Source organism: Spirillospora sp. CA-128828, assembly GCF_050945415.1.
GTDB lineage: Bacteria > Actinomycetota > Actinomycetes > Streptosporangiales > Streptosporangiaceae > Spirillospora.
This window is the reverse complement of the sequence record NZ_CP191986.1, coordinates 3,979,441-3,997,008: the sequence shown is the minus strand read 5'-3', so window position 1 is coordinate 3,997,008 and position 17,568 is coordinate 3,979,441. Positions and strand designations below refer to the sequence as shown.

Below are 17,568 nucleotides of genomic sequence, written 5' to 3'. Positions count from 1 at the left end.
TTCGGATGCTCAGCGGGGGCCGGGGACGCCGCGGAACCGGAACGGCTCGGACGGCCGGCCGGGCACCACGTACCAGGCTTCGCCGGCGCCGTCCGCGTCGAGGATCCGCATGAACGCCTCGACGACGTCGCCCACATCCAGGATCGGAAAGCCGCTCTCCTGGAGCTGCCCCTTCATCGGGGTCAGGATGTCGGTGTCGGCGAAGGACGGGCACAGCGCGTTCACGCGGATGCCCTCCTTGGCGAACGTGGGGCCGAGCGCGCGGACGAGACCGACGACGGCCGCCTTGTTCGCGCCGTAGACGGGGTCGAACGGCGTCGCGGTCAGCGCCGCCATGCTCGCGGTGGCGACGATGTCGCCGCCGCCCCGGGCGCGCAGCGCGGGAAGCGCGGCGTGCGCGCCGAACACGACGCCGTCGAGGTTGATGCCCATCGCCCGCCGGTACGCCGCGAGGTCGAAGTCGTCTCCCACTCCGCCGCCGTCGGCGACCCCGGCGTTGAGGAACGCCACGTCCAGGCCGCCGAAGCGCTCGACGGCGACGGCGACGGCCGCCTCGCTCTCGGCGGGCTCGCGGACGTCGCAGCGGACGAACGCCCCGTCCAGCTCCTTCGCGAGCGCGTCCCCGGCCGCCGCGTCGACGTCGGCGAGGACGACCCGGGCGCCCTCGCGGGCGAGCCGGCGCGCCACCGCCGCGCCGATCCCGTTGGCTCCGCCCGTGATCAGCGCGACCTTGCCGGTGCCGTCGAAGGCTGTCATGGGGACTCCCCTCCCGAAGTAACTGACCCGTCAGTTACTCTAGCGGAATGGACTTCGGTTTGAGCGAGCGGGCCCGGGACCATCTCGGCCGTCTCCAAGAATTCATGGACTCCCACGTCTACCCCGCCGAGCCGGTCTACACGGCCCAGCGGGCGGAACTGCGCGCGGCCGGCCGCGAGCACCACGTCCCACAGGTCGTCGAGGACCTCAAGGTCGAGGCCCGCAAGCGCGGTCTCTGGAACCTGTTCCTGCCCGACAGCGAGGACCCTGCACACGGCCTGACCGTCACCGACTACGCCTCACTCGCCGAAGTGACGGGGCGCTCCCCCAATCTGGCCCCTGAGGCCATCAACTGCGCGGCGCCCGACACCGGCAACATGGAGGTGCTGCACCTGTTCGGCACGCCCGAGCAGAAGGAGAAGTGGCTCACGCCGCTGCTGAACGGCGAGATCCGCAGCGCGTTCGCGATGACCGAGCCGGACGTGGCGAGCTCCGACGCCACCAACATCTCCACCCGGATCGAGCGGGACGGCGACCACTACGTCGTCAACGGCCGCAAGTGGTGGATCAGCGGCTCCGCCGACCCGCGCTGCAAGATCATGATCGTGATGGGCAAGACGGACCCGGAGGGTCATCCGTACCGGCAGCAGTCGATGGTGCTGTTGCCGATCGACACGCCGGGGGTGGAGGTCGTCCGGCCACTGCCCGTGTTCGGCTACCAGGACCAGCACGGCCACTGTGAGATCACCTTCACCGACGTCCGCGTCCCGGTGGAGAACCTTGTCGGCGAGGAGGGCGGCGGCTTCGCCATCGCGCAGGCCCGCCTCGGCCCCGGCCGCATCCACCACTGCATGCGCGCGATCGGGATGGCCGAGCGGGCGCTGGAGCTGATGTGCGAGCGCGCGGTGTCCCGGGTGGCGTTCGGCGGCCCGCTCGCGAAGCAGGGCGTGGTGCGCCAGCAGATCGCCGAGTCGCGGATGGCGATCGAGCAGGCCCGGCTGCTCACGCTGAAGACCGCGTGGCTGATCGACAAGCACGGCGTCCAGGCGGCCCGGTCCGAGGTCGCGGCGATCAAGGTGATCGCGCCGCGGGTCGCGCTGGACGTCGTGGACAAGGCGATCCAGGTGCACGGCGGCGCCGGCGTCAGCGACGACACCCCGCTCGCCGCGATGTGGGCGGGCCTGCGCACGCTGCGTCTGGCGGACGGACCGGACGAGGTCCACGTGCGGTCCGTGGCCCGCGCCGAACTGGGCAGGTACCCCGGCGCATGACGAACGACACGGGGGAGGCGGCGCCGGGCGTGCGGCGGCGCATGCCGCATGCCCGGCGGCGCGAGCAGCTGCTTCAGGTGGCGCTGGCCGAGTTCGGCAGGCGCGGCTACCACCTGACGCAGATGGAGCACGTGGCCACCGCCGCGCAGGTGTCCAAGGCGCTGCTGTATCAGCACTTCGCGTCCAAGGAAGAGCTGTTCGCCGAGGTCACCGAGGCGATCGTCGCCGAGCTCACGGCCCGGCTGAACGAGGCCGTGCTCGCCGCGCACGGCTCGGCGGACGGCATCAGGGCGATGATCCGGGTGCTGTTCGGCTACGCCACGGAGGAACCGGACGCGTGGGCGCTGCTGGTCCGGCACCTCGACAAGCCCGAGGTCGGGCTGGAACTGCGAGGGCTGCGCGACCGGCTCGGCGCCGCGTTCGCCGACCTGCTGCTGCGCCGCCGCCGGGCCGACCCGGCGCTGTCGCCGGCCGCGCTCGCGGTGAACGAGCGGCGCGCGCGGCTGCTCGTCCCGCTGATGTACGGGTCGATGCTGTCGATCGTGTCGTGGTGGCTGGAGCATCCCGACACTCCGCGGGACCGCGCCGAGCAGATGGCGGTGGAGTTCATCTGGCTGGGCCTGGACCGGCTCCGCTCCGGCGAGCGGCTGCCCAAGGACTAGGGCGGCCTAGCCGAACACGTCGTCGCGGACGAGGTCGAGGGCCGTCAGCACGGCACCGCGCAGAACGGCGTCGCCCTCGACCAGGCTCGCCCGCACCTCGGCGGCGGCCGGGCTGAGCTCACCGAGCCGCTCGCCGACCAGTCCGGCGAGCCGGTCGCCGCCCGCGCGGCCCAGCGACCCGCCGAGTACGACGAGCCCGGGGTCGAGGACCGCGACGAGCACGAACACGGCCTTGGCGATGCGGGCGGCGACGACCCGGTCGCCGAGGCCCGCCACGGCCCGCTCGTCCAGCAGGTCGCAGAAGTTCGCCCCGCCGAACTTCAGCAGCCCGACCTCGCCGGCGCCGCCGGACGCGCCGCGCCGCAGCCGGCCGTCCAGCACGACGGCGCCGCCGACACCGTCGTCCAGCCAGAGCAGCGCGAAGTCGTCGCGGCCCGCCGCGGCGCCCTCCCGGTGCTCGGCGATGGCGCCGAGGTTCACCTCGTTCTCCACCAGCACCGGCGCGCCGAGCCGGTGCTGGAGCGCCGCGCCGAGGTCGGGCCGATGGCCGGGGACGCCGCTCTCGCTCGCGAGGCCGGTGTGCGGGTCGATCAGGCCCGGGGTGCCGAGCACCACCGTGTGCGGGACACGGCCGCCGGCCGCCTCGGTGACCGCGGCGGCGACGACCGCGGCGAGATCCGCGGCCGGGGGGAGCGGCCGGGACGCCGCACCGGCCGGGTTCCCCGCGATGTCGGCGACGCTCACGTGCACCGCGTCCCGGCGCAGGTCGACCCCGGCCACGTGCGCGCGATCCGCGACGAGCCCGTAGAGCCGGGCGTTCGGGCCCCGCCGGTCCGCGCCCGTCTCCCCCGCGACCTCGATCAGCCCGGCGGCGCGCAGCCGCTCGATCAGGTCGGACACCGTCGGCCGGGACAGCCCGGTCAGCGCCCGCAGCTGCGGCGCGGTCAGCGGGCCGCGCTCCAGCAGCAGGTCGAGCGCGAGCCGGTCGTTGATCGCGCGGGCCATCGTGGGGTCGGCGGTCTTCACGCTGCCATGTTAGTAGGCAGGGAGCCTGCCTGAATCGCTTTTAATCAGGAAGCCTACCTGTTAGTTTTCGAAGCATGAGTTCTCCGCACCGCGCCATCGCGATCGTCTTCGCCTTGCACGGCGCCGTCGCCGGCACCCTCGCCACCCGCATCCCCTGGATCCAGGAGCGGCTCGACCTCTCCCCCACCGTCCTCGGCCTCGCCCTGCTGTGCCCGTCCATCGGCGCCTTCACCGCGATGCCCACCGCGGGCCGCCTCGCGCACCGGATCGGCGAGCGACGGGCGACCAGCCTCCTCATCGCGGCGTGGTGCGCGGCGGTGGCGCTGCCCGCGCTCGCCCCCGCACCCGTCTTCCTGTTCGCCGCGATGCTGCTCTTCGGCGCCGCCGCCGGCATGTCCGACGTGGTGATGAACGCGCACGCGGTGTCGGTGGAGCGCCACCTGCGGCGGTCGATCATGTCGGGCCTGCACGGCCTGTGGTGCGTCGGCAGCCTCGGCGCGGGCGGGGTCGGCATCCTCGCGGCGCACGCCGGGATCGACGCCCGGCTGCACCTCGGGGTGGTCGCGGCCGTGCTGCTGGCGGCCGGCGCCGTGGCGGGACGCGGGCTGCTGCACGTCCGCCCGGCCCCCGGCGATCCGGCCCCGCGCCGCTTCGCGCTGCCCACGCGGGCCGTCCTCGCCATCGGCGTGGTCGGCTTCTGCGCGACGTTCGCCGAGGGCGCGAGCGCGGACTGGACGGCCGTCTACCTCACCGAGGTGGCGGACGCGGGGCCCGGGCTGGCCGCCGCCAGCTACACGATCTTCATGTCGTGCATGGCGGGCACCCGGCTGGCCGGCGACCGGCTGGTGCGGCGGCTCGGCCCGGACCGGGTCGTCCGGTGCGGGGGCGTGGTCGCGGTCCTCGGCGGGGTCCTGGTCGTGGTGTCCCGCGCGCCGTGGCCGGCCATCGCGGGGTTCGCGCTGCTCGGCGTCGGGGTCGCGACGGTGGTGCCGCTGGTGTTCGCGGCGGCCGGCGACGTGGGCGCGACGCCGGGCGAGGGCGTGGCGGGCGTCGCGACGATCACCTACCTGTCCGGGCTGACCGCGCCGGCCATCACCGGCTGGGCCGCCGGGGCGCTGTCCTACCCGGCCGCGTTCGCGCTGATCACCTGCGTGGTCGCGGTGATGACCGTGACCGCCGGCGCACTGCGCCCGCGCGGCGGCGGGACGTCCGCGCCGGTGTCCGAGCCCGCCGGGACGGCCCTGCGCTAGGCGCCGGTGAGCCGGGCCAGCGCGGCGGCCGTCGCGCTGCCGGGCGGGGCATAGTGGACGAGCACGCTCTGGTCGGGGTCGTTCTCCACGTTGATCTTCATGAAGCGGAGCGTGATCTCCCCGAGCGCGGGATGGCGGAACCGGCGCTCGGACGGCGTGAACGGGGTGATGTCGTGGGCCGCCCAGAACGCGCGGAACTCCGGGCTCGTCGCGTTCAGCCGGTCCACGAGCCGCTGGAACCGGGGGTTGCCGGCCTGCCGTCCCGCCTCGTTGCGCACCAGGGCCGTCAGCCGGCGGGCCTCGGCCTCCCATTCGGGGAACCGGTCGCGCATCCACGGATTGTGGAACATCAGCCAGACGACGTTGAGGTCCTCCGCGGCGGGCGGCCTCGGCATGTCGCGGAACAGCGCGTCCACGGGCGCGTTCCAGGCGACGAGGTCGAAGCAGCGGGTCACCACGTGCCCGAGGTTCGGCTCCACCATCCGGAGGAGGTCGCGGATCTCGCGGGTCACCGCGGCGGGTGCGGCCGGTTCGGCCGCGGGGTCGCCGGCCAGCTCCAGCAGGTGCCGGTGCTCGGCGTCGCTCAGCCGCAGCGCGCGGGCGAGGCTGTCGAGGACCTGCCGGGACACCCCGTTCACCCGGCCCTGCTCCAGCCAGGTGTACCAGGTGAGGCTCACATCGGCCGCCGCCGCGACCTCCTCACGGCGTAGGCCCGGCGTGCGCCGGCGGGGGCCGGCCGTGAAGCCGGCGTCCTGCGGCGCGAGCCTGTTCCGCCGGGACCGCAGGAAGTCACCGAGTTCCCTGCGCCTGGCCTCGATCGTTCGTGTGGACAGGACCGGTCACCCCGCTTCACCCGAGCCTGTTAGTGCTGTTAATACCGTTAACTCTATCTTCATCCGGTCCGTCCGGACGCGGAGCATGGCCGCATGAGCACACGAACCGTTCTGATCACAGGTGCGGGCGGGGGCGTGGGCGGCGCTGCCGTCCACCGGCTGCACGACCTCGGCTGGGAGGTGTACGCGGGCGTCCGCCGGGCGTCGGACGCGGACCGGCTGCCCGGCGGGGTCCGCCCGCTCACCATCGACCTCATCGACGAGGAGACGGTCGAGGCCGCCGCGAAGGAGATCGCGGCGCGCACCGGCGGCCGCCTCGACGCGCTGGTGAACAACGCCGCCGTCATCGTGGAGGGACCCGTCGAGCTGGTGCCGCCGGACGACTGGCGCCGCCAGTTCGACGTCAACGTGACCGGCCAGATCGCGATGACGCAGGCGGTGCTGCCGATGCTGCGCGCCACGAAGGGCCGGATCGTCAACATCGGGGCTGTCAGCTCCCGGATGAGCGGACCCACGTTCGGGCCGATCGCGGCGTCAAAGGCGGCGCTGGCGTCGGTCACCGAGGCACTCCGGACCGAGCTGCGGCCGCTCGGCCTCGCGGTGTCGCTGATCGAGCCGGGACTCATGGAGACCGCGATCTTCGAAAAGTCCCGCACCGACCGCCGGGCGACCGGCTGGCGGGGCGACGCGGACACGCGGCGGCTCTACGAGGGGGTGACGGCGAAGACGGCCGAGTTCAACGCCCGCTCCACGGCGCGCCCGGTGGACGGCACCGTGAAGGTGATCGTCAAGGCGCTGACGGCGCGCCGCCCGAAGACCCGCTACCTCGCCGGGCGGGACGCCCGGATGATCGCCACGCTCGCGCGGCTGCCCGACCGCGTCAGGGACGGGCTCCTGCTGCGCAGCCTCGGCATCGACGCGGCGACGTACGGCGAGTAGGGACGCGAAAGGCCGGGGACGACGGACGTCCCCGGCCTGACGTGCGCTGTGGCGGGCCTTAGAGCGGGTAGACGCCCTCGGCCTGCGGGCCCTTCTGGCCCTGGGTGATCTCGAACCCGACGCGCTGGTTCTCGTCGAGGCTGCGGTACCCGTTGGTGGTGATCGCCGAGTAGTGGACGAACACGTCGGGGCCGCCGCCGTCAGGCGCGATGAACCCGAAGCCCTTTTCGGCGTTGAACCACTTCACGGTGCCTTCGGCCATGCTTTTTCCTTCTGGGTGTAACCTCACCGGCCCGCCGGGCGGCGGACCGGGCTGCAAGCGGACTCATCCCACGTCCGCCGGTCACCCGGAGAAAACGCTTCGAGACTGCTAGACGCCGGTCGGACCGACGTCATCGTGCAACGCATCCGAACTTACCCGATACAGCCCCCACTCATGCAACGACACTCCTAAAGAAGATCCACGAGAGCCTCGGCGGCGCGGTGGCAGTCGTGGAACGTGCAGTACAGCGGGACGGGCGCGAGCCGGATCACGTCGGGTTCGCGCGCGTCGGCGACCACGCCGTGCGCCTCGGCGAGCCGCCGGACGAGCCCGCCCGCGTCGCGGACCCGCAGCGACAGCTGGGCGCCGCGCGCCGCCGGGTCGGACGGCGTGATCACCTCGGCCACGGCAGGCGCGAGCCGGGACGCCAGGTAGCCGGTGAGCCGCTCGCTCTTGCCGCGCAGCGCGTCCATCCCGACCCGGTCGAAGATCTCCAGGGAGGCCAGCACCGGCGCCAGCGCCATGATCGGCGGGTTGGACAGCTGCCAGGCGTCGGCGGACGCGGGCGGCGCGATGTCCGGGTCCATCCGGAACCGGACGGACGGTTCGGTGCCCCACCAGCCCGACAGCCTCGGCACGGCGGCGTCCCGGACGTGCCGCTCGTGCACGAAGCATCCGGCGACCGCGCCCGGTCCGCTGTTGAGGTACTTGTAGGTGCACCAGGCGGCGAAGTCGACGTCCCAGTCGTGCAGGCGCAGCGGGACGTTCCCGGCGGCGTGCGCGAGGTCCCAGCCGACGACGGCTCCGGCGGCGCGGCCCGCCTTGGTGATCGCGGGCATGTCCATGAGCTGGCCGGTCAGGTAGTTGACGCCGCCGAGCATGACCAGCGCGACCGCGTCGCCCTCCCGTTCGAGGTAGGCGAGGACGTCCTCGGTGCGCAGGTTGTCCTCACCGTCGCGGGGTTTGAGCCGCACGACGGCCTCGGCCGGGTCCAGCCCGTGGTGGACGGCCTGGCTGGCCACCGCGTAGGAGTCGGACGGGAACGCGGGGTCCTCGATGACGATGCGGGTGCGCGTCCCGGCGGGCCGGTAGAAGCTCGCCATCATCAGGTGCAGGTTGACGGTCAGCGAGTTCATCGCGACGACCTCGTGCGGCCGCGCGCCGACGAGCCGGGCCGCGGGCTCGCGGAGCAGCTCGTGGTAGCCGACCCACGGACGGCGGCCCTGCGTGTGGGCTTCGACGGCGAGCCGCGCCCAGTCGTCCAGTTCCTCGCGGAGCCGCGCCGCCACGCTCCTCGGCTGGAGTCCGAGCGAGTTGCCGGCGAAGTAGGCGGCCTCCGCGTGGGCGCCGCCGGGTGCGGGCGGGACAAGGAACTCGCCGCGCAGCGTGGGCAGCGGGTCGGACTCGTCGAGCCGCCGCGCCTCGTCTTCCGGACTCACTGCGTTCTTCCTTCGGTGGTCACGAGGTCGGGGGCGGGCGCGTCGCGGGCGGTCGCGAAGAACGCCTCCGCGTTGCCGCCGAGCAGCAGGGCGCGCTCGGCGTCGTCCAGGCCGGGGCACGCCCGGATCGTCGCGCCCGGCTCCTTCTCGCCGAGCGGGAACGGGTAGTCGGTGCCGAGCATGACCCGCTCGGGGCCCATCACGTCCACGAGCAGCCGGAGCGCGCGCGGGTCGAACACGGCGGAGTCGACGTGGAACCGGCGGACGTACTCCGACGGCGGGCGCGGCGAGTCGGCACGGACGATGTCGCGGCGGTGCCAGGCGTTGTCGGCCCGGCCGAGCAGGAACGCGAAGCTGCCGCCGCCGTGGCAGAAGCACAGCCGCAGCGACTCCGGGATCCGTTCGAACGCGCCGGACAGCATCAGCCCGAGGATGCTCAGCTGCGTCTCGGCGGGCATCCCGGACAGCCACGGCAGCATGTGGCCGCGCATCCGGTCGGCGCCGAGCATGTCCCACGGGTGCGCCAGGACGGGCAGGCCCAGCCCGGCGCAGTGCGCCAGGAACGCGGTGATCCCGGCGTCGTCGAGGTTGCGGTCGCCGACGTGGTTGCCGATGTGGACGCCGCGGTGCCCGGCCGCCGCCGCTCGCGTCGCCACCTCGCACGCGAGGTCCGGGGCCTGAAGGGGGACCTGGCAGAGCGGCAGGAGCCGGCCGGGGGCGTCCGCGCAGAAGGCGAGGATGCGCTCGTTGACCAGGTCGCACCAGTCGGCGGCGCGGGACGGCTCGGCCGCGTACCCGAACATCAGCGGGGTGGACGAGACGGCCTGCGCGTCGACTCCGGCGGCGTCCATGTCCGCCACCCGGCGCGCCGCGTCCCAGAGCTCCTCGCCGACCGGCCGGTACTCCTCGTCACCGCACATGATCATGCCGGTGCCGCCCCCGTCGACGCGCAGCCACGGCTGCCCCGCGTCGGCGAGGACGCGGCCCTCGTCGCGGCCGATCCGCGGGAAGACGTGCGCGTGCACGTCGATGACCGTCACGGAACGTCCATCAGACACGGGGAGCCGTGACCGGGGTCATCGTCCGCGGCCACTTCTTGCCCGGGTGCACGGCGCCGCAGTCCGGGCACTTGCGGTCGCTGCCGTAGAAGCCCTCGAAGGCGGGCGGCAGGTCGTCCACGATGGAGCGGACCTGCAGTTCGGCGCGGTGGACGAGGTGGTGGCACTCGGTGCAGTACCACTCGAACGCCTCCTTCAGCCCCTCCGGCCGGGGGATCTCCACGACCAGGCCGATGGAGCCGGCCTCGGGCCGCTGCGGCGAGTGCCGGACGTGCGGCGGCAGCAGGAGGACGTCGCCCTCGTTGATCTGCAGGTCGGTCGGCGGGCTGCCCTCCTCCTCCATGACGCGGAGCACCATGTTGCCCTTGAGCTGGTAGAAGAACTCCTCAGTCGGGTCGTCGTGGAAGTCGGTGCGCTGGTTGGGGCCGCCGACCACCATGATGATCAGCCCGGCCTCGTCGAACACCTGGACGTTGCCGACCGGCGGCTTGAGCAGGTCGCGGTGCTCCGCGATCCAGGCCTCGAAGTTGAACGGCCGTCCGAACGACAGCTGCGGCAGGGTCATGTTGCGGCCTCCTCGCGTTCTCCGGGTAGGTGCGCCACGCACGAGATCTCGATGAGCAGATGCGGGTGCGGAAGCTGGTGGACGGCGACGGTCGTGCGGGCGGGGCCGGTCTCGTCGAAGTACTCCCCGTAGACCTCGTTGTAGCCGCCGAAGTCGTTCATGTTCACCAGGTAGGTGGTGACGTTGACGATGTCCTCCAGCCCTCCGCCGGCGGCGTGGAGGAGGTCGCGGATGTTCTCCAGGACCGCGCGGGTCTGCTCCCGGATGTCCAGTTCGGTGACGCCCATCGCGTCGGCGCTCGCCCCGGCGAACGTCCCGTCCGGGCGGCGCGAGCTCGTCCCGGACACGAAGACGAACTCGCCGGCCCGCTTGACGTGCGGGAACCGTCCGCGCGGCTTGGCCTTGCCCTCGACGAGGATCGCGTCGCCCATCAGGTGGTCACCTCAACGCTGCCGAGCCCGGCGCCGGTGACGCGGACGTGCGCGTCCTTCGGCAGCGGGACGGCGGCCGTCGCCGCGCCCGCGAGGACGACCCAGCCGGGTTCGAGCGCCATCCCCGCGCCGAGCGCGAGCCGGGCCGCCGCCCTCAGCGACCGGGCCGGGTCGCCGAGGATCGCCGCGGACGAGCCGGTCTGGACCGGACGCCCGTCGATCTCCATGAGCAGCCCGACGTTCGGCAGGTCGCGGGGCGGGTGCCAGGTCCCGAACCCGAACTTCGCCGCGGACGCGTTGTCCGCGATGACGTCAGGAAGAGTGAACCTGAAGTCGGCGTAGCGGGAGTCGAGCACTTCGAACCCGACGGCGACGCCGGTCACGGCCGACTCGACCTCGGCGGCCGAGCGGACCTCCCGTCCGATCAGGTAGGCGATCTCGGGCTCGATCCGCGGATGGATGAGCCGCGACACGTCGACGGAGGCCTCGGCCGTCATGGCGTCGGTGAGCAGTCCCCAGATGACGTCGTCCACGCCCATCTGGACCATCTTGGCGCGGCTGGTGAAACCCATCTTCACGCCGGCGAGGCGTTCGCCTCTGCGGCGCCGCCGCTCGATCCCGGCGCGCTGCACCGCGTACGCGGTCGCGACATCGAACGGCGTCCCGTCGGTGAGCTTCGGGATCGCCCGCACGTCCCGGGCGGCGTCGTCCAGCGTCGCCGCCAGCGCATGCACGTCCATCATGGGGACTCCTCTTTTCCGAAGGCGACGCGGACGTCACCGAGCCCGTCGATGCGGGCCTCGAACACGTCGCCCGGTGCGGCCGGGACCACGGGGCCGAGCGCGCCGGTCAGCACGGTGTCGCCGGCGCGCAGCGGGCGGCCCACGCGCGCGAGCGTGTCGGCGAGCCAAAGCGCCGCGTTCAGCGGGTGGCCGAGGCACGCGGCGCCGTTCCCGGTCGAGACCTGCTCGCCGCGCCGCTCCATGACCATGCCGCACAGGCGAAGGTCCACGTCCTTGAGCGGGACGGGACGGTTGCCCAGCGCGTACATGCCGGACGAGGCGTTGTCCGCGACCGTGTCTGCCAGCGTGATGTCCCAGTCGCGGACGCGGCTGCCGACCACCTCGATGGCGGGCAGCGCGAACGCGGTCGCGCGGATGACGTCGGCGACGGTGTGCCGCTCGTGGGTCAGATCGTGCTCCAGCACGAGCGCGACCTCGGCTTCGGCGCGCGGCTGCAGCACGGCGCCGGCGGGGATCTCCGCCCCGTCCGGCACGGCCATGTCCGCGAACAGCATCCCGAAGTCGGGGCTGTCCACCCCGATCTGCCGCTGGACCGCACGCGAGGTGAGGCCGATCTTGCGCCCGGCGAGGCGGTGCCCGCCGGCCAGGCGGCGTTCGGTCAGCCGGTCCTGGACGGCGTAGGCGTCGTCGGCCGTCGTGATCAGGTCGCGGACGGGCTCGCACGGCGTGCCGCTCGCGTAGGCGCCGAGGAGCCGCTCGGCGGCGGCTTCGATGTTCGTGGTCACGGGCTCGCTCTCAGATCTGGATGCAGACGTTGACGGGCTCGGAGAAGAAGTCCAAGGAGTACTCTCCCCCTTCCCTGCCGATCCCGGACGCCTTGACTCCGCCGAACGGGGTGCGCAGATCGCGGAGGTTCCAGCAGTTCACCCAGACGATGCCCGTCTCGATCCGCGGGGCGACCCGGTGCGCCCGTGACAGGTCCCGTGTCCAGACCGTGGAGGCGAGCCCGTAGGGGCTGTCGTTGGCGAGCGCGAGGGCCTCGTCCTCGGTGTCGAAGGGCGCGACGTGGCAGACCGGCCCGAAGATCTCCTCCCGCACCGTGCGGGCGGTCTCGGGGAGCCCGGTGAGGACGGTCGGCTCGACGTAGAAGCCGCCGTCCCGCTCGTCGCCGAAGACCGGGGCGCCGCCGCCGGCGACGACCGTGGCGCCCTCCTCGCGGGCCAGCCGGTAGTAGGACAGGACCTTGTCGCGGTGCTCGGCCGAGATCATCGGCCCGTAGTCGCCCAGCGCCCCGGCCCGCGCGCCGAGCCTCCCGGCGAACTCCTCGAAGACGGGACGCTCCACGTAGACGCGCTCGGTGCACAGGCAGATCTGACCGGAGTGGGTGAAGGACGAGCGGACCGTCCCGTCCACGGCGGCGTCCAGATCGGCGTCGGCGAACACGAGCGCGGGATTCTTGCCGCCGAGTTCGAACGACACCGGCGTGACATGGTCGGCGGCGTTCCGCATGATCGCCGCCCCGGTGGCCGACTCGCCGGTGAACGCGATCGCGTCCACGCCGGGATGCCCGGTGAGGAACTCGCCCGCCGCGCCCGCACCGTGCCCGTGCACCAGGTTGAACACGCCGTCCGGCAGACCCGCGTCGTCGATCACCCGCGCCAGCAGGGTCGCGGTGGAGGGCGTCTCCTCGGACGGCTTGAGCACGACGGTGTTGCCGCACGCCAGCGCCGGGGCGATCTTCCACGTCGACAGCAGCAGCGGCAGATTCCACGGCGAGATGACCGCCACCACGCCCAGCGGCCGCCGGACGGTGTAGTTGAGCGCCTGCCCGGTCCCCGCACTCCATCCCGGGACCTGCGTCGTGTAGGCCCGTTCGGGACGCCCGTACAGCAGGTCGGCGTAGGCGCGGAAGTTGCCGGCCGCTCTCGGGACGTCGACGGTCGAGGCGAACGCGCGGGGCCTTCCGGTGTCGGCGACCTCGGCGTCCACGAACTCCTCGAACCGCGCCTGGATCCCGTCGGCGACGCGCCTGAGCGCGGCCGCCCGCTCCTCGGCGCCCATCGCTCCCCAGGGCCCCTTCATGGCGGCCCGGGCCGCCATGACTGCATCGTCCACGACCTCGCGCGTGGCCTCGGGGACGCCGCCCAGCTCGGTGCCGTCCACGGGAGCGATGAGCGGGAAGGCCGTACCGTCCGAACGGAAGACGCCGCCGACGTAGTGCTCAGCCTTCATTCGCGTTCCTCCCGTACGGCTCGGCATTCCCGATCCTCCGCCCGGGAAGCTATGCCTGACAAATACCAAACGCCCCAGAAGCTATGACGAGCCCGTGATAGTAAGGGCGCCATGCGCGCGATCGACCTGCTGAACGGACGGCTGAAGCTCCGGCATCTGGTGCTCGTCGTCGCGATCGCCGACCAGGGCAGCGTCCTGCGCGCCGCCGAGCACCTGCACCTGGCGCAGCCGGCCGTGACCCGCAGCATTCGCGAGGTGGAGAACATCCTCGGCGTGGAACTGTTCACCCGCGGCCCCCGCGGGATGACGCCGACGATGTTCGGCGACGCGTTCGTCGAGCACGCCCGCGCCGTCCTCGCCGAGCTGCGGCGCGCGGGCGAGCGCATCACCGGCCTGGCGGACGGCCAGGTCGGCACGGTCACCATCGGAACCCTCCTGGCGGGTTCCAACGTCCTGCTCCCCCGTGCGATCGCCGCCCTCAAGAAGGACAGGCCGGGCATCACGGTGATCGTCCAGGAGGCGACCTTCGACGCGCAGGTCCCCCGCCTCCTCGACGGCGAGATCGACCTGATCCTCGGCCGCCTCAACCCGATCGACGACCTGCGCGGCCTCCGGCAGATCACCCTCTACGGCGAACCCGTCCGCCTCGTCGCCCGCCGCGACCACCCCGCCCGCTCACTCCCGGACCTGGGCCTCACCGACCTGCTCGCCTACCCGTGGGTGCTCCCGCTGGAACAGACGGCGCTGCGCTCGGAGCTGGAACAGGTCTTCCGCGCCTCCGGACTGGAGCTGCCGGAGAACCTGGTCGAGTGCACGTCGGTCCTGACGGTCCGCACCCTCGTCCGCGACACGGACATGATCGCCGCACTCCCCGAACTGGTGGCGCGCACCGACGCCGACATCGCGCCGCTCCCCGTGCCGTTGGAGACCGTCCGCCGCCAGGTCGGCGTCACGCTCCCCGCGCACCGCGCCCCGACGCCGTCCGCCCGGCTGATGCTCGACCACCTCCGCCGCGAGGCCGCCGAGATCAGACCGCGTGGACCAGATCGATGAGCGCCTTCCCTGCCATCGACCCGGCGTCGGCCAGATCGAGCACCACGTCGAAGTGGTCCCGGCCGGGCACGATCATCAGGTCACCGGCGTCCCAGATCGGATGGAACGACCGCGACTGCGCCAGGAACCCCTCGCCGTCGTTCTCCGCCACCGCGAGCACCACCGGACACCTGTGCCCGACTGGCAGCAGTGCCGGGCTCAGCGCCGCCGCCCGCTCCAGGTCCAGCTTGACGTACTCGTTCACATAGATGCGCGTGACGGGGCGGAGGTCGAACAGCCCGCTGAACGGCATGGCGGCCTTGACGACGTTCTCGGGAACACCGAGGCTCTCCTGCCAGCCGCCGACCATCGTCATCGCGGTCAGGTGCCCGCCCGCCGAGCTCCCGCCGACCACGATCCGCTCCGGATCGAGCCCGTGCTCCCGCCCGTGCCGGTACACCCACGCGATCGCCGCCCGCACCTGCCGGACGATCTCCTCCAGCGTCGCCTCCGGCGCGAGCGTGTAGTCGGGCACGACGGTCGCGATGCCCTGCTCGTGGAGCGTCCGCGCCATGAACGACGACACGTCCCGTGACAGCGCCATCCAGTAGCCGCCGTGCAGGAAGACGAACACGGGCCGCAACCCGTCGCCGATGCCCCAGACGTCCAGGCGCTCCCCGCTGATCTCGTCGTAGACGAGCCCCGGTTTCCCGGGCAGTCCCGCGACGGCCGCCTCCGACATGGACCGGTACCTCTCCATGTGCCGGTCGAACAGCTTGGGTCCCGCCTTCCGCCGCACGTTGTAGGCGACGTCCAGTTCCTCGTCGCTCAGCCCGCTCCCCGGCCAGTCGTCCACCAGCGCACCCCACCTCGGTCCCCTGCAGCCTCCCGCTCACCGCCGAAACGATCAAATACCCGTCCGGTCTCCGGCTATCACACCCCGGTCATAGGCTCCTTCCACAGCGGGGTGTCCGACTCCTGGACCAGGCCGGTGGACGCGAAGATCAGGTAGCGGTCGAAGTCGGCGGCGAACCAGCGGTCGTGGGTGACGGCCAGGACGGTTCCCGAGTATGACGCCAGTCCCTCCTGCAGAGCTTCGGCGCTGGCGAGGTCGAGGTTGTCGGTGGGCTCGTCCAGCAGCAGAAGGGTCGCCCCGGACAGTTCCAGCAAGAGGATCTGGAGCCGCGCCTGCTGGCCGCCCGAGAGCGTCTCGAACGGGCGGGAGCCGGCAGGGGCCAGTTCGTATCGGGCGAGCGCCGCCATCGCGTCGTTGCGGGTCAGCGCGTTCTCCGCCATGACGATGTCCGCGGGCACGCGTCCTTGCAGGTCGGGACGTGTGTGGGTCTGGACGAAGTGGCCGGGGGCCACCCGGGCGCCCAGCCGGAAGGCGCCGCCGTGCGGGACGTCGTCACCGGCCAGGAGACGCAGGAACGGCGATTTCCCCGCGCCGTTCGGGCCGACGAGCGCCGCCTTCGCCCCCTCGCCCACGCGGAAGGAGACGTCGTCCAGCAGCAGGCGCCCATCGGGCAGCGCGTAGGTCAGGCGGCTCACCTCGATGTGTCCCACAGCACTCCTCGCACAGTGTTCGAGTAGCTGGATCGTTGATCTAGCACTCGGCCAATGTACTAGCCTTGCCGCATGAGTGAGAGCGTGTGGCTGCGTGCGGATCGGCCCCGGCGCGACGCGCCGCCGCTGACGCGGGAGCGCATCGTCGCCGAGGCCGTGGCGCTGCTGGACGAGGAGGGCGCCGGACGCCTCACGATGCGCAGGCTCGCCGAACGCCTGGACACCGGGTCCACGACCCTCTACTGGCACGTCAAGACCAAGGAGGACGTGCTGGAACTGGCGCTCGACCACATCTTCGGCGACGTCCCGGTCCCAGCGCCGGGTCCGGACCGGCGCAGGGACGTGGTCGAGCTGATGTCAGGCTGGCGGCGGGCGATGCTCGACCATCCGTGGTCGGCCGCGGTCCTGGGCGGGCGCCCGCTCCTCGGCCCCAACGTCCTGGCCCGGACCGACCACCTCTACGCCGCCCTGGCCTCCACCGGGCTGAGCGGACCACGCGTGGCCACCGCCGCGTACGCGGTGGCGAACTACGTGATCGGCTCGGCGTTGATGGAGGTGGGAGCGCGCGGCGGCGAGGCGGACGACTCAGGCGCCGTGGCCCACCTCGCCCGTCACCGCGACGTATATCCGAGCCTCGCCGAGCACGGGCGGCTGAGCGGCGACGGCTGGGACGCGGCTTTCACCGAGGGCCTCGGCTGCCTCCTCGACGGGATCGCCCGCCGGACCGGGCGAGGAGACTAGAGGACCTTGCTGAGGAAGGCCTTCGTACGCTCGTTGGTCGGGTTGTCCAGGATGTCGGAGGGACGGCCGGATTCGACGATCACGCCGGCGTCCATGAAGACGACGCGGTCGGCGACCTCGCGGGCGAAGCCGATCTCGTGCGTGACGACGATCATGGTGAGGCCCTCGTCGGCGAGGGTCTTCATGGTGTCCAGGACGTCGCCGACCAGCTCGGGGTCCAGGGCCGAGGTGGGCTCGTCGAACAGCATCAGCTTCGGCCGCATGGCGAGGGCGCGGGCGATCGCGACGCGCTGCTGCTGGCCACCGGACAGGTGCCGGGGGTAGCTGCCCGCCTTGTCGGCGAGGCCGACCTTGGCGAGCAGCTCGGCGGCCCGCCGCCGGGCCTCGGCGCGGGACTCGCCGCGCACGCCCGTGGGCGCCTCGATGACGTTCTGCAGGACGGTGAGGTGCGGGAACAGGTTGAACTGCTGGAACACCATGCCGATCTCGCGGCGCTGCCGGGTGATGTCGCGCTTGCGCAGGTGCCGCACCTTCCCGCCGGACGCGGTGAACCCGATCAGCTCGCCGTCCACCTGGACGGAACCGCCGTCGATGGTCTCCAGGTGGTTCACGCAGCGCAGGAACGTCGACTTGCCCGACCCGGACGGCCCGAGCACCACGACGACCTCGCCGGGGCTCACGTCCAGGTCGACGCCCTTCAGCACCTCCAGGTGCCCGAACTTCTTGCGGACGCCGCGCGCCCGCACCATCGGAACCGTGGTC

At 72.7% G+C, this 17,568-nt stretch carries 20 protein-coding genes; 6 read left to right on the top strand and 14 right to left on the bottom strand.

The genetic code is table 11. From position 1 onward, the window contains the following. Nucleotides 1-9 precede the first annotated feature (9 nt). The gene (locus ACQPXG_RS19695) at nt 10-756 is read right to left on the bottom strand and encodes an SDR family oxidoreductase (RefSeq protein ID WP_433469155.1); all 747 of its coding nucleotides are present in this window, start codon (nt 754-756) and stop codon (nt 10-12) included. 47 nt (nt 757-803) lie between these two features. Between ACQPXG_RS19695 and ACQPXG_RS19690 the strand changes: the two genes are divergently transcribed. Together ACQPXG_RS19690 and ACQPXG_RS19685 are read left to right on the top strand one after the other, a co-directional pair. Beyond that, the gene (locus tag ACQPXG_RS19690; RefSeq protein ID WP_433469154.1) at nt 804-2,027 is read left to right on the top strand and encodes an acyl-CoA dehydrogenase family protein; all 1,224 of its coding nucleotides are present in this window, start codon (nt 804-806) and stop codon (nt 2,025-2,027) included. After that, complete coding sequence (locus ACQPXG_RS19685) at nt 2,024-2,689, top strand: TetR/AcrR family transcriptional regulator (protein WP_433469153.1); 666 nt, start codon at nt 2,024-2,026, stop codon at nt 2,687-2,689. Before ACQPXG_RS19690 ends, ACQPXG_RS19685 begins: the two co-directional genes overlap by 4 nt. A gap of 6 nt (nt 2,690-2,695) precedes the next feature. On the opposite strand, the gene ACQPXG_RS19680 is transcribed toward ACQPXG_RS19685, so the two are convergent. Next, nucleotides 2,696-3,715, bottom strand: coding sequence for an ROK family transcriptional regulator (locus ACQPXG_RS19680; protein WP_433469152.1), 1,020 nt, complete (start codon nt 3,713-3,715; stop codon nt 2,696-2,698). 74 nt (nt 3,716-3,789) lie between these two features. Between ACQPXG_RS19680 and ACQPXG_RS19675 the strand changes: the two genes are divergently transcribed. Then, nucleotides 3,790-4,965, top strand: a complete 1,176-nt coding sequence (locus ACQPXG_RS19675; RefSeq protein WP_433469151.1) for an MFS transporter — start codon at nt 3,790-3,792, stop codon at nt 4,963-4,965. On the opposite strand, the gene ACQPXG_RS19670 is transcribed toward ACQPXG_RS19675, so the two are convergent. Then, nucleotides 4,962-5,783: a helix-turn-helix transcriptional regulator gene (locus ACQPXG_RS19670; RefSeq protein ID WP_433470002.1), complete on the bottom strand. Its 822-nt coding sequence runs from the start codon at nt 5,781-5,783 to the stop codon at nt 4,962-4,964. The genes ACQPXG_RS19675 and ACQPXG_RS19670 overlap by 4 nt on opposite strands. A gap of 108 nt (nt 5,784-5,891) precedes the next feature. On the opposite strand from ACQPXG_RS19670, the gene ACQPXG_RS19665 reads away from it, so the two are divergent. Then, complete coding sequence (locus ACQPXG_RS19665; protein ID WP_433469150.1) at nt 5,892-6,737, top strand: SDR family NAD(P)-dependent oxidoreductase; 846 nt, start codon at nt 5,892-5,894, stop codon at nt 6,735-6,737. 58 nt (nt 6,738-6,795) lie between these two features. Here ACQPXG_RS19665 and ACQPXG_RS19660 read toward each other — a convergent pair whose 3' ends face one another. The 8 genes from ACQPXG_RS19660 to ACQPXG_RS19625 all read right to left on the bottom strand — a co-directional run bounded on the left by ACQPXG_RS19660 (nt 6,796) and on the right by ACQPXG_RS19625 (nt 13,467). After that, nucleotides 6,796-6,999, bottom strand: a complete 204-nt coding sequence (locus ACQPXG_RS19660) for a cold-shock protein (RefSeq protein ID WP_067639228.1) — start codon at nt 6,997-6,999, stop codon at nt 6,796-6,798. A 188-nt stretch (nt 7,000-7,187) separates the two neighbouring features. Next, on the bottom strand, nt 7,188-8,438 hold the full coding sequence (gene kynU / locus ACQPXG_RS19655) for a kynureninase (RefSeq protein WP_433469149.1): 1,251 nt from the start codon (nt 8,436-8,438) through the stop codon (nt 7,188-7,190). Beyond that, nucleotides 8,435-9,478: an amidohydrolase family protein gene (locus ACQPXG_RS19650; protein WP_433469148.1), complete on the bottom strand. Its 1,044-nt coding sequence runs from the start codon at nt 9,476-9,478 to the stop codon at nt 8,435-8,437. The genes kynU and ACQPXG_RS19650 overlap by 4 nt, the downstream gene beginning before the upstream one ends. Before the next feature lie 10 nt (nt 9,479-9,488). Further along, nucleotides 9,489-10,061 (bottom strand): 3-hydroxyanthranilate 3,4-dioxygenase, encoded by a 573-nt coding sequence (locus ACQPXG_RS19645; RefSeq protein WP_433469147.1) that lies wholly within the window; start codon nt 10,059-10,061, stop codon nt 9,489-9,491. Continuing rightward, nucleotides 10,058-10,492, bottom strand: coding sequence for a RidA family protein (locus ACQPXG_RS19640; protein WP_433469146.1), 435 nt, complete (start codon nt 10,490-10,492; stop codon nt 10,058-10,060). The genes ACQPXG_RS19645 and ACQPXG_RS19640 overlap by 4 nt, the downstream gene beginning before the upstream one ends. Next, nucleotides 10,492-11,235, bottom strand: a complete 744-nt coding sequence (locus ACQPXG_RS19635) for a 2-keto-4-pentenoate hydratase (RefSeq protein ID WP_433469145.1) — start codon at nt 11,233-11,235, stop codon at nt 10,492-10,494. The genes ACQPXG_RS19640 and ACQPXG_RS19635 overlap by 1 nt, the downstream gene beginning before the upstream one ends. Further along, nucleotides 11,232-12,020 carry a 2-keto-4-pentenoate hydratase gene (locus ACQPXG_RS19630; protein WP_433469144.1) on the bottom strand — a complete coding sequence of 263 codons (789 nt, stop codon included), beginning with the start codon at nt 12,018-12,020 and terminating at the stop codon, nt 11,232-11,234. Before ACQPXG_RS19630 ends, ACQPXG_RS19635 begins: the two co-directional genes overlap by 4 nt. A 10-nt stretch (nt 12,021-12,030) precedes the next feature. Next, the gene (locus ACQPXG_RS19625) at nt 12,031-13,467 is read right to left on the bottom strand and encodes a 2-hydroxymuconic semialdehyde dehydrogenase (RefSeq protein ID WP_433469143.1); all 1,437 of its coding nucleotides are present in this window, start codon (nt 13,465-13,467) and stop codon (nt 12,031-12,033) included. A gap of 111 nt (nt 13,468-13,578) precedes the next feature. On the opposite strand from ACQPXG_RS19625, the gene ACQPXG_RS19620 reads away from it, so the two are divergent. Continuing rightward, complete coding sequence (locus ACQPXG_RS19620) at nt 13,579-14,520, top strand: LysR substrate-binding domain-containing protein (RefSeq protein WP_433469142.1); 942 nt, start codon at nt 13,579-13,581, stop codon at nt 14,518-14,520. On the opposite strand, the gene ACQPXG_RS19615 is transcribed toward ACQPXG_RS19620, so the two are convergent. Both ACQPXG_RS19615 and ACQPXG_RS19610 read right to left on the bottom strand, forming a co-directional pair. Continuing rightward, entirely contained in the window at nt 14,495-15,355 is an 861-nt protein-coding gene (locus ACQPXG_RS19615) for an alpha/beta hydrolase (RefSeq protein WP_433469141.1), read from the bottom strand. The genes ACQPXG_RS19620 and ACQPXG_RS19615 overlap by 26 nt on opposite strands. 77 nt (nt 15,356-15,432) lie before the next feature. Further along, nucleotides 15,433-16,065, bottom strand: coding sequence for an ATP-binding cassette domain-containing protein (locus ACQPXG_RS19610; protein WP_433469140.1), 633 nt, complete (start codon nt 16,063-16,065; stop codon nt 15,433-15,435). A gap of 72 nt (nt 16,066-16,137) precedes the next feature. Here ACQPXG_RS19610 and ACQPXG_RS19605 point away from each other — a divergent pair, with 72 nt between their 5' ends. Then, the gene (locus ACQPXG_RS19605) at nt 16,138-16,806 is read left to right on the top strand and encodes a TetR/AcrR family transcriptional regulator (RefSeq protein WP_433469139.1); all 669 of its coding nucleotides are present in this window, start codon (nt 16,138-16,140) and stop codon (nt 16,804-16,806) included. On the opposite strand, the gene ACQPXG_RS19600 is transcribed toward ACQPXG_RS19605, so the two are convergent. Beyond that, the gene (locus ACQPXG_RS19600; RefSeq protein WP_433470001.1) at nt 16,803-17,555 is read right to left on the bottom strand and encodes an amino acid ABC transporter ATP-binding protein; all 753 of its coding nucleotides are present in this window, start codon (nt 17,553-17,555) and stop codon (nt 16,803-16,805) included. The two genes, ACQPXG_RS19605 and ACQPXG_RS19600, sit on opposite strands and share 4 nt — an antisense overlap. Nucleotides 17,556-17,568 lie beyond the last annotated feature (13 nt).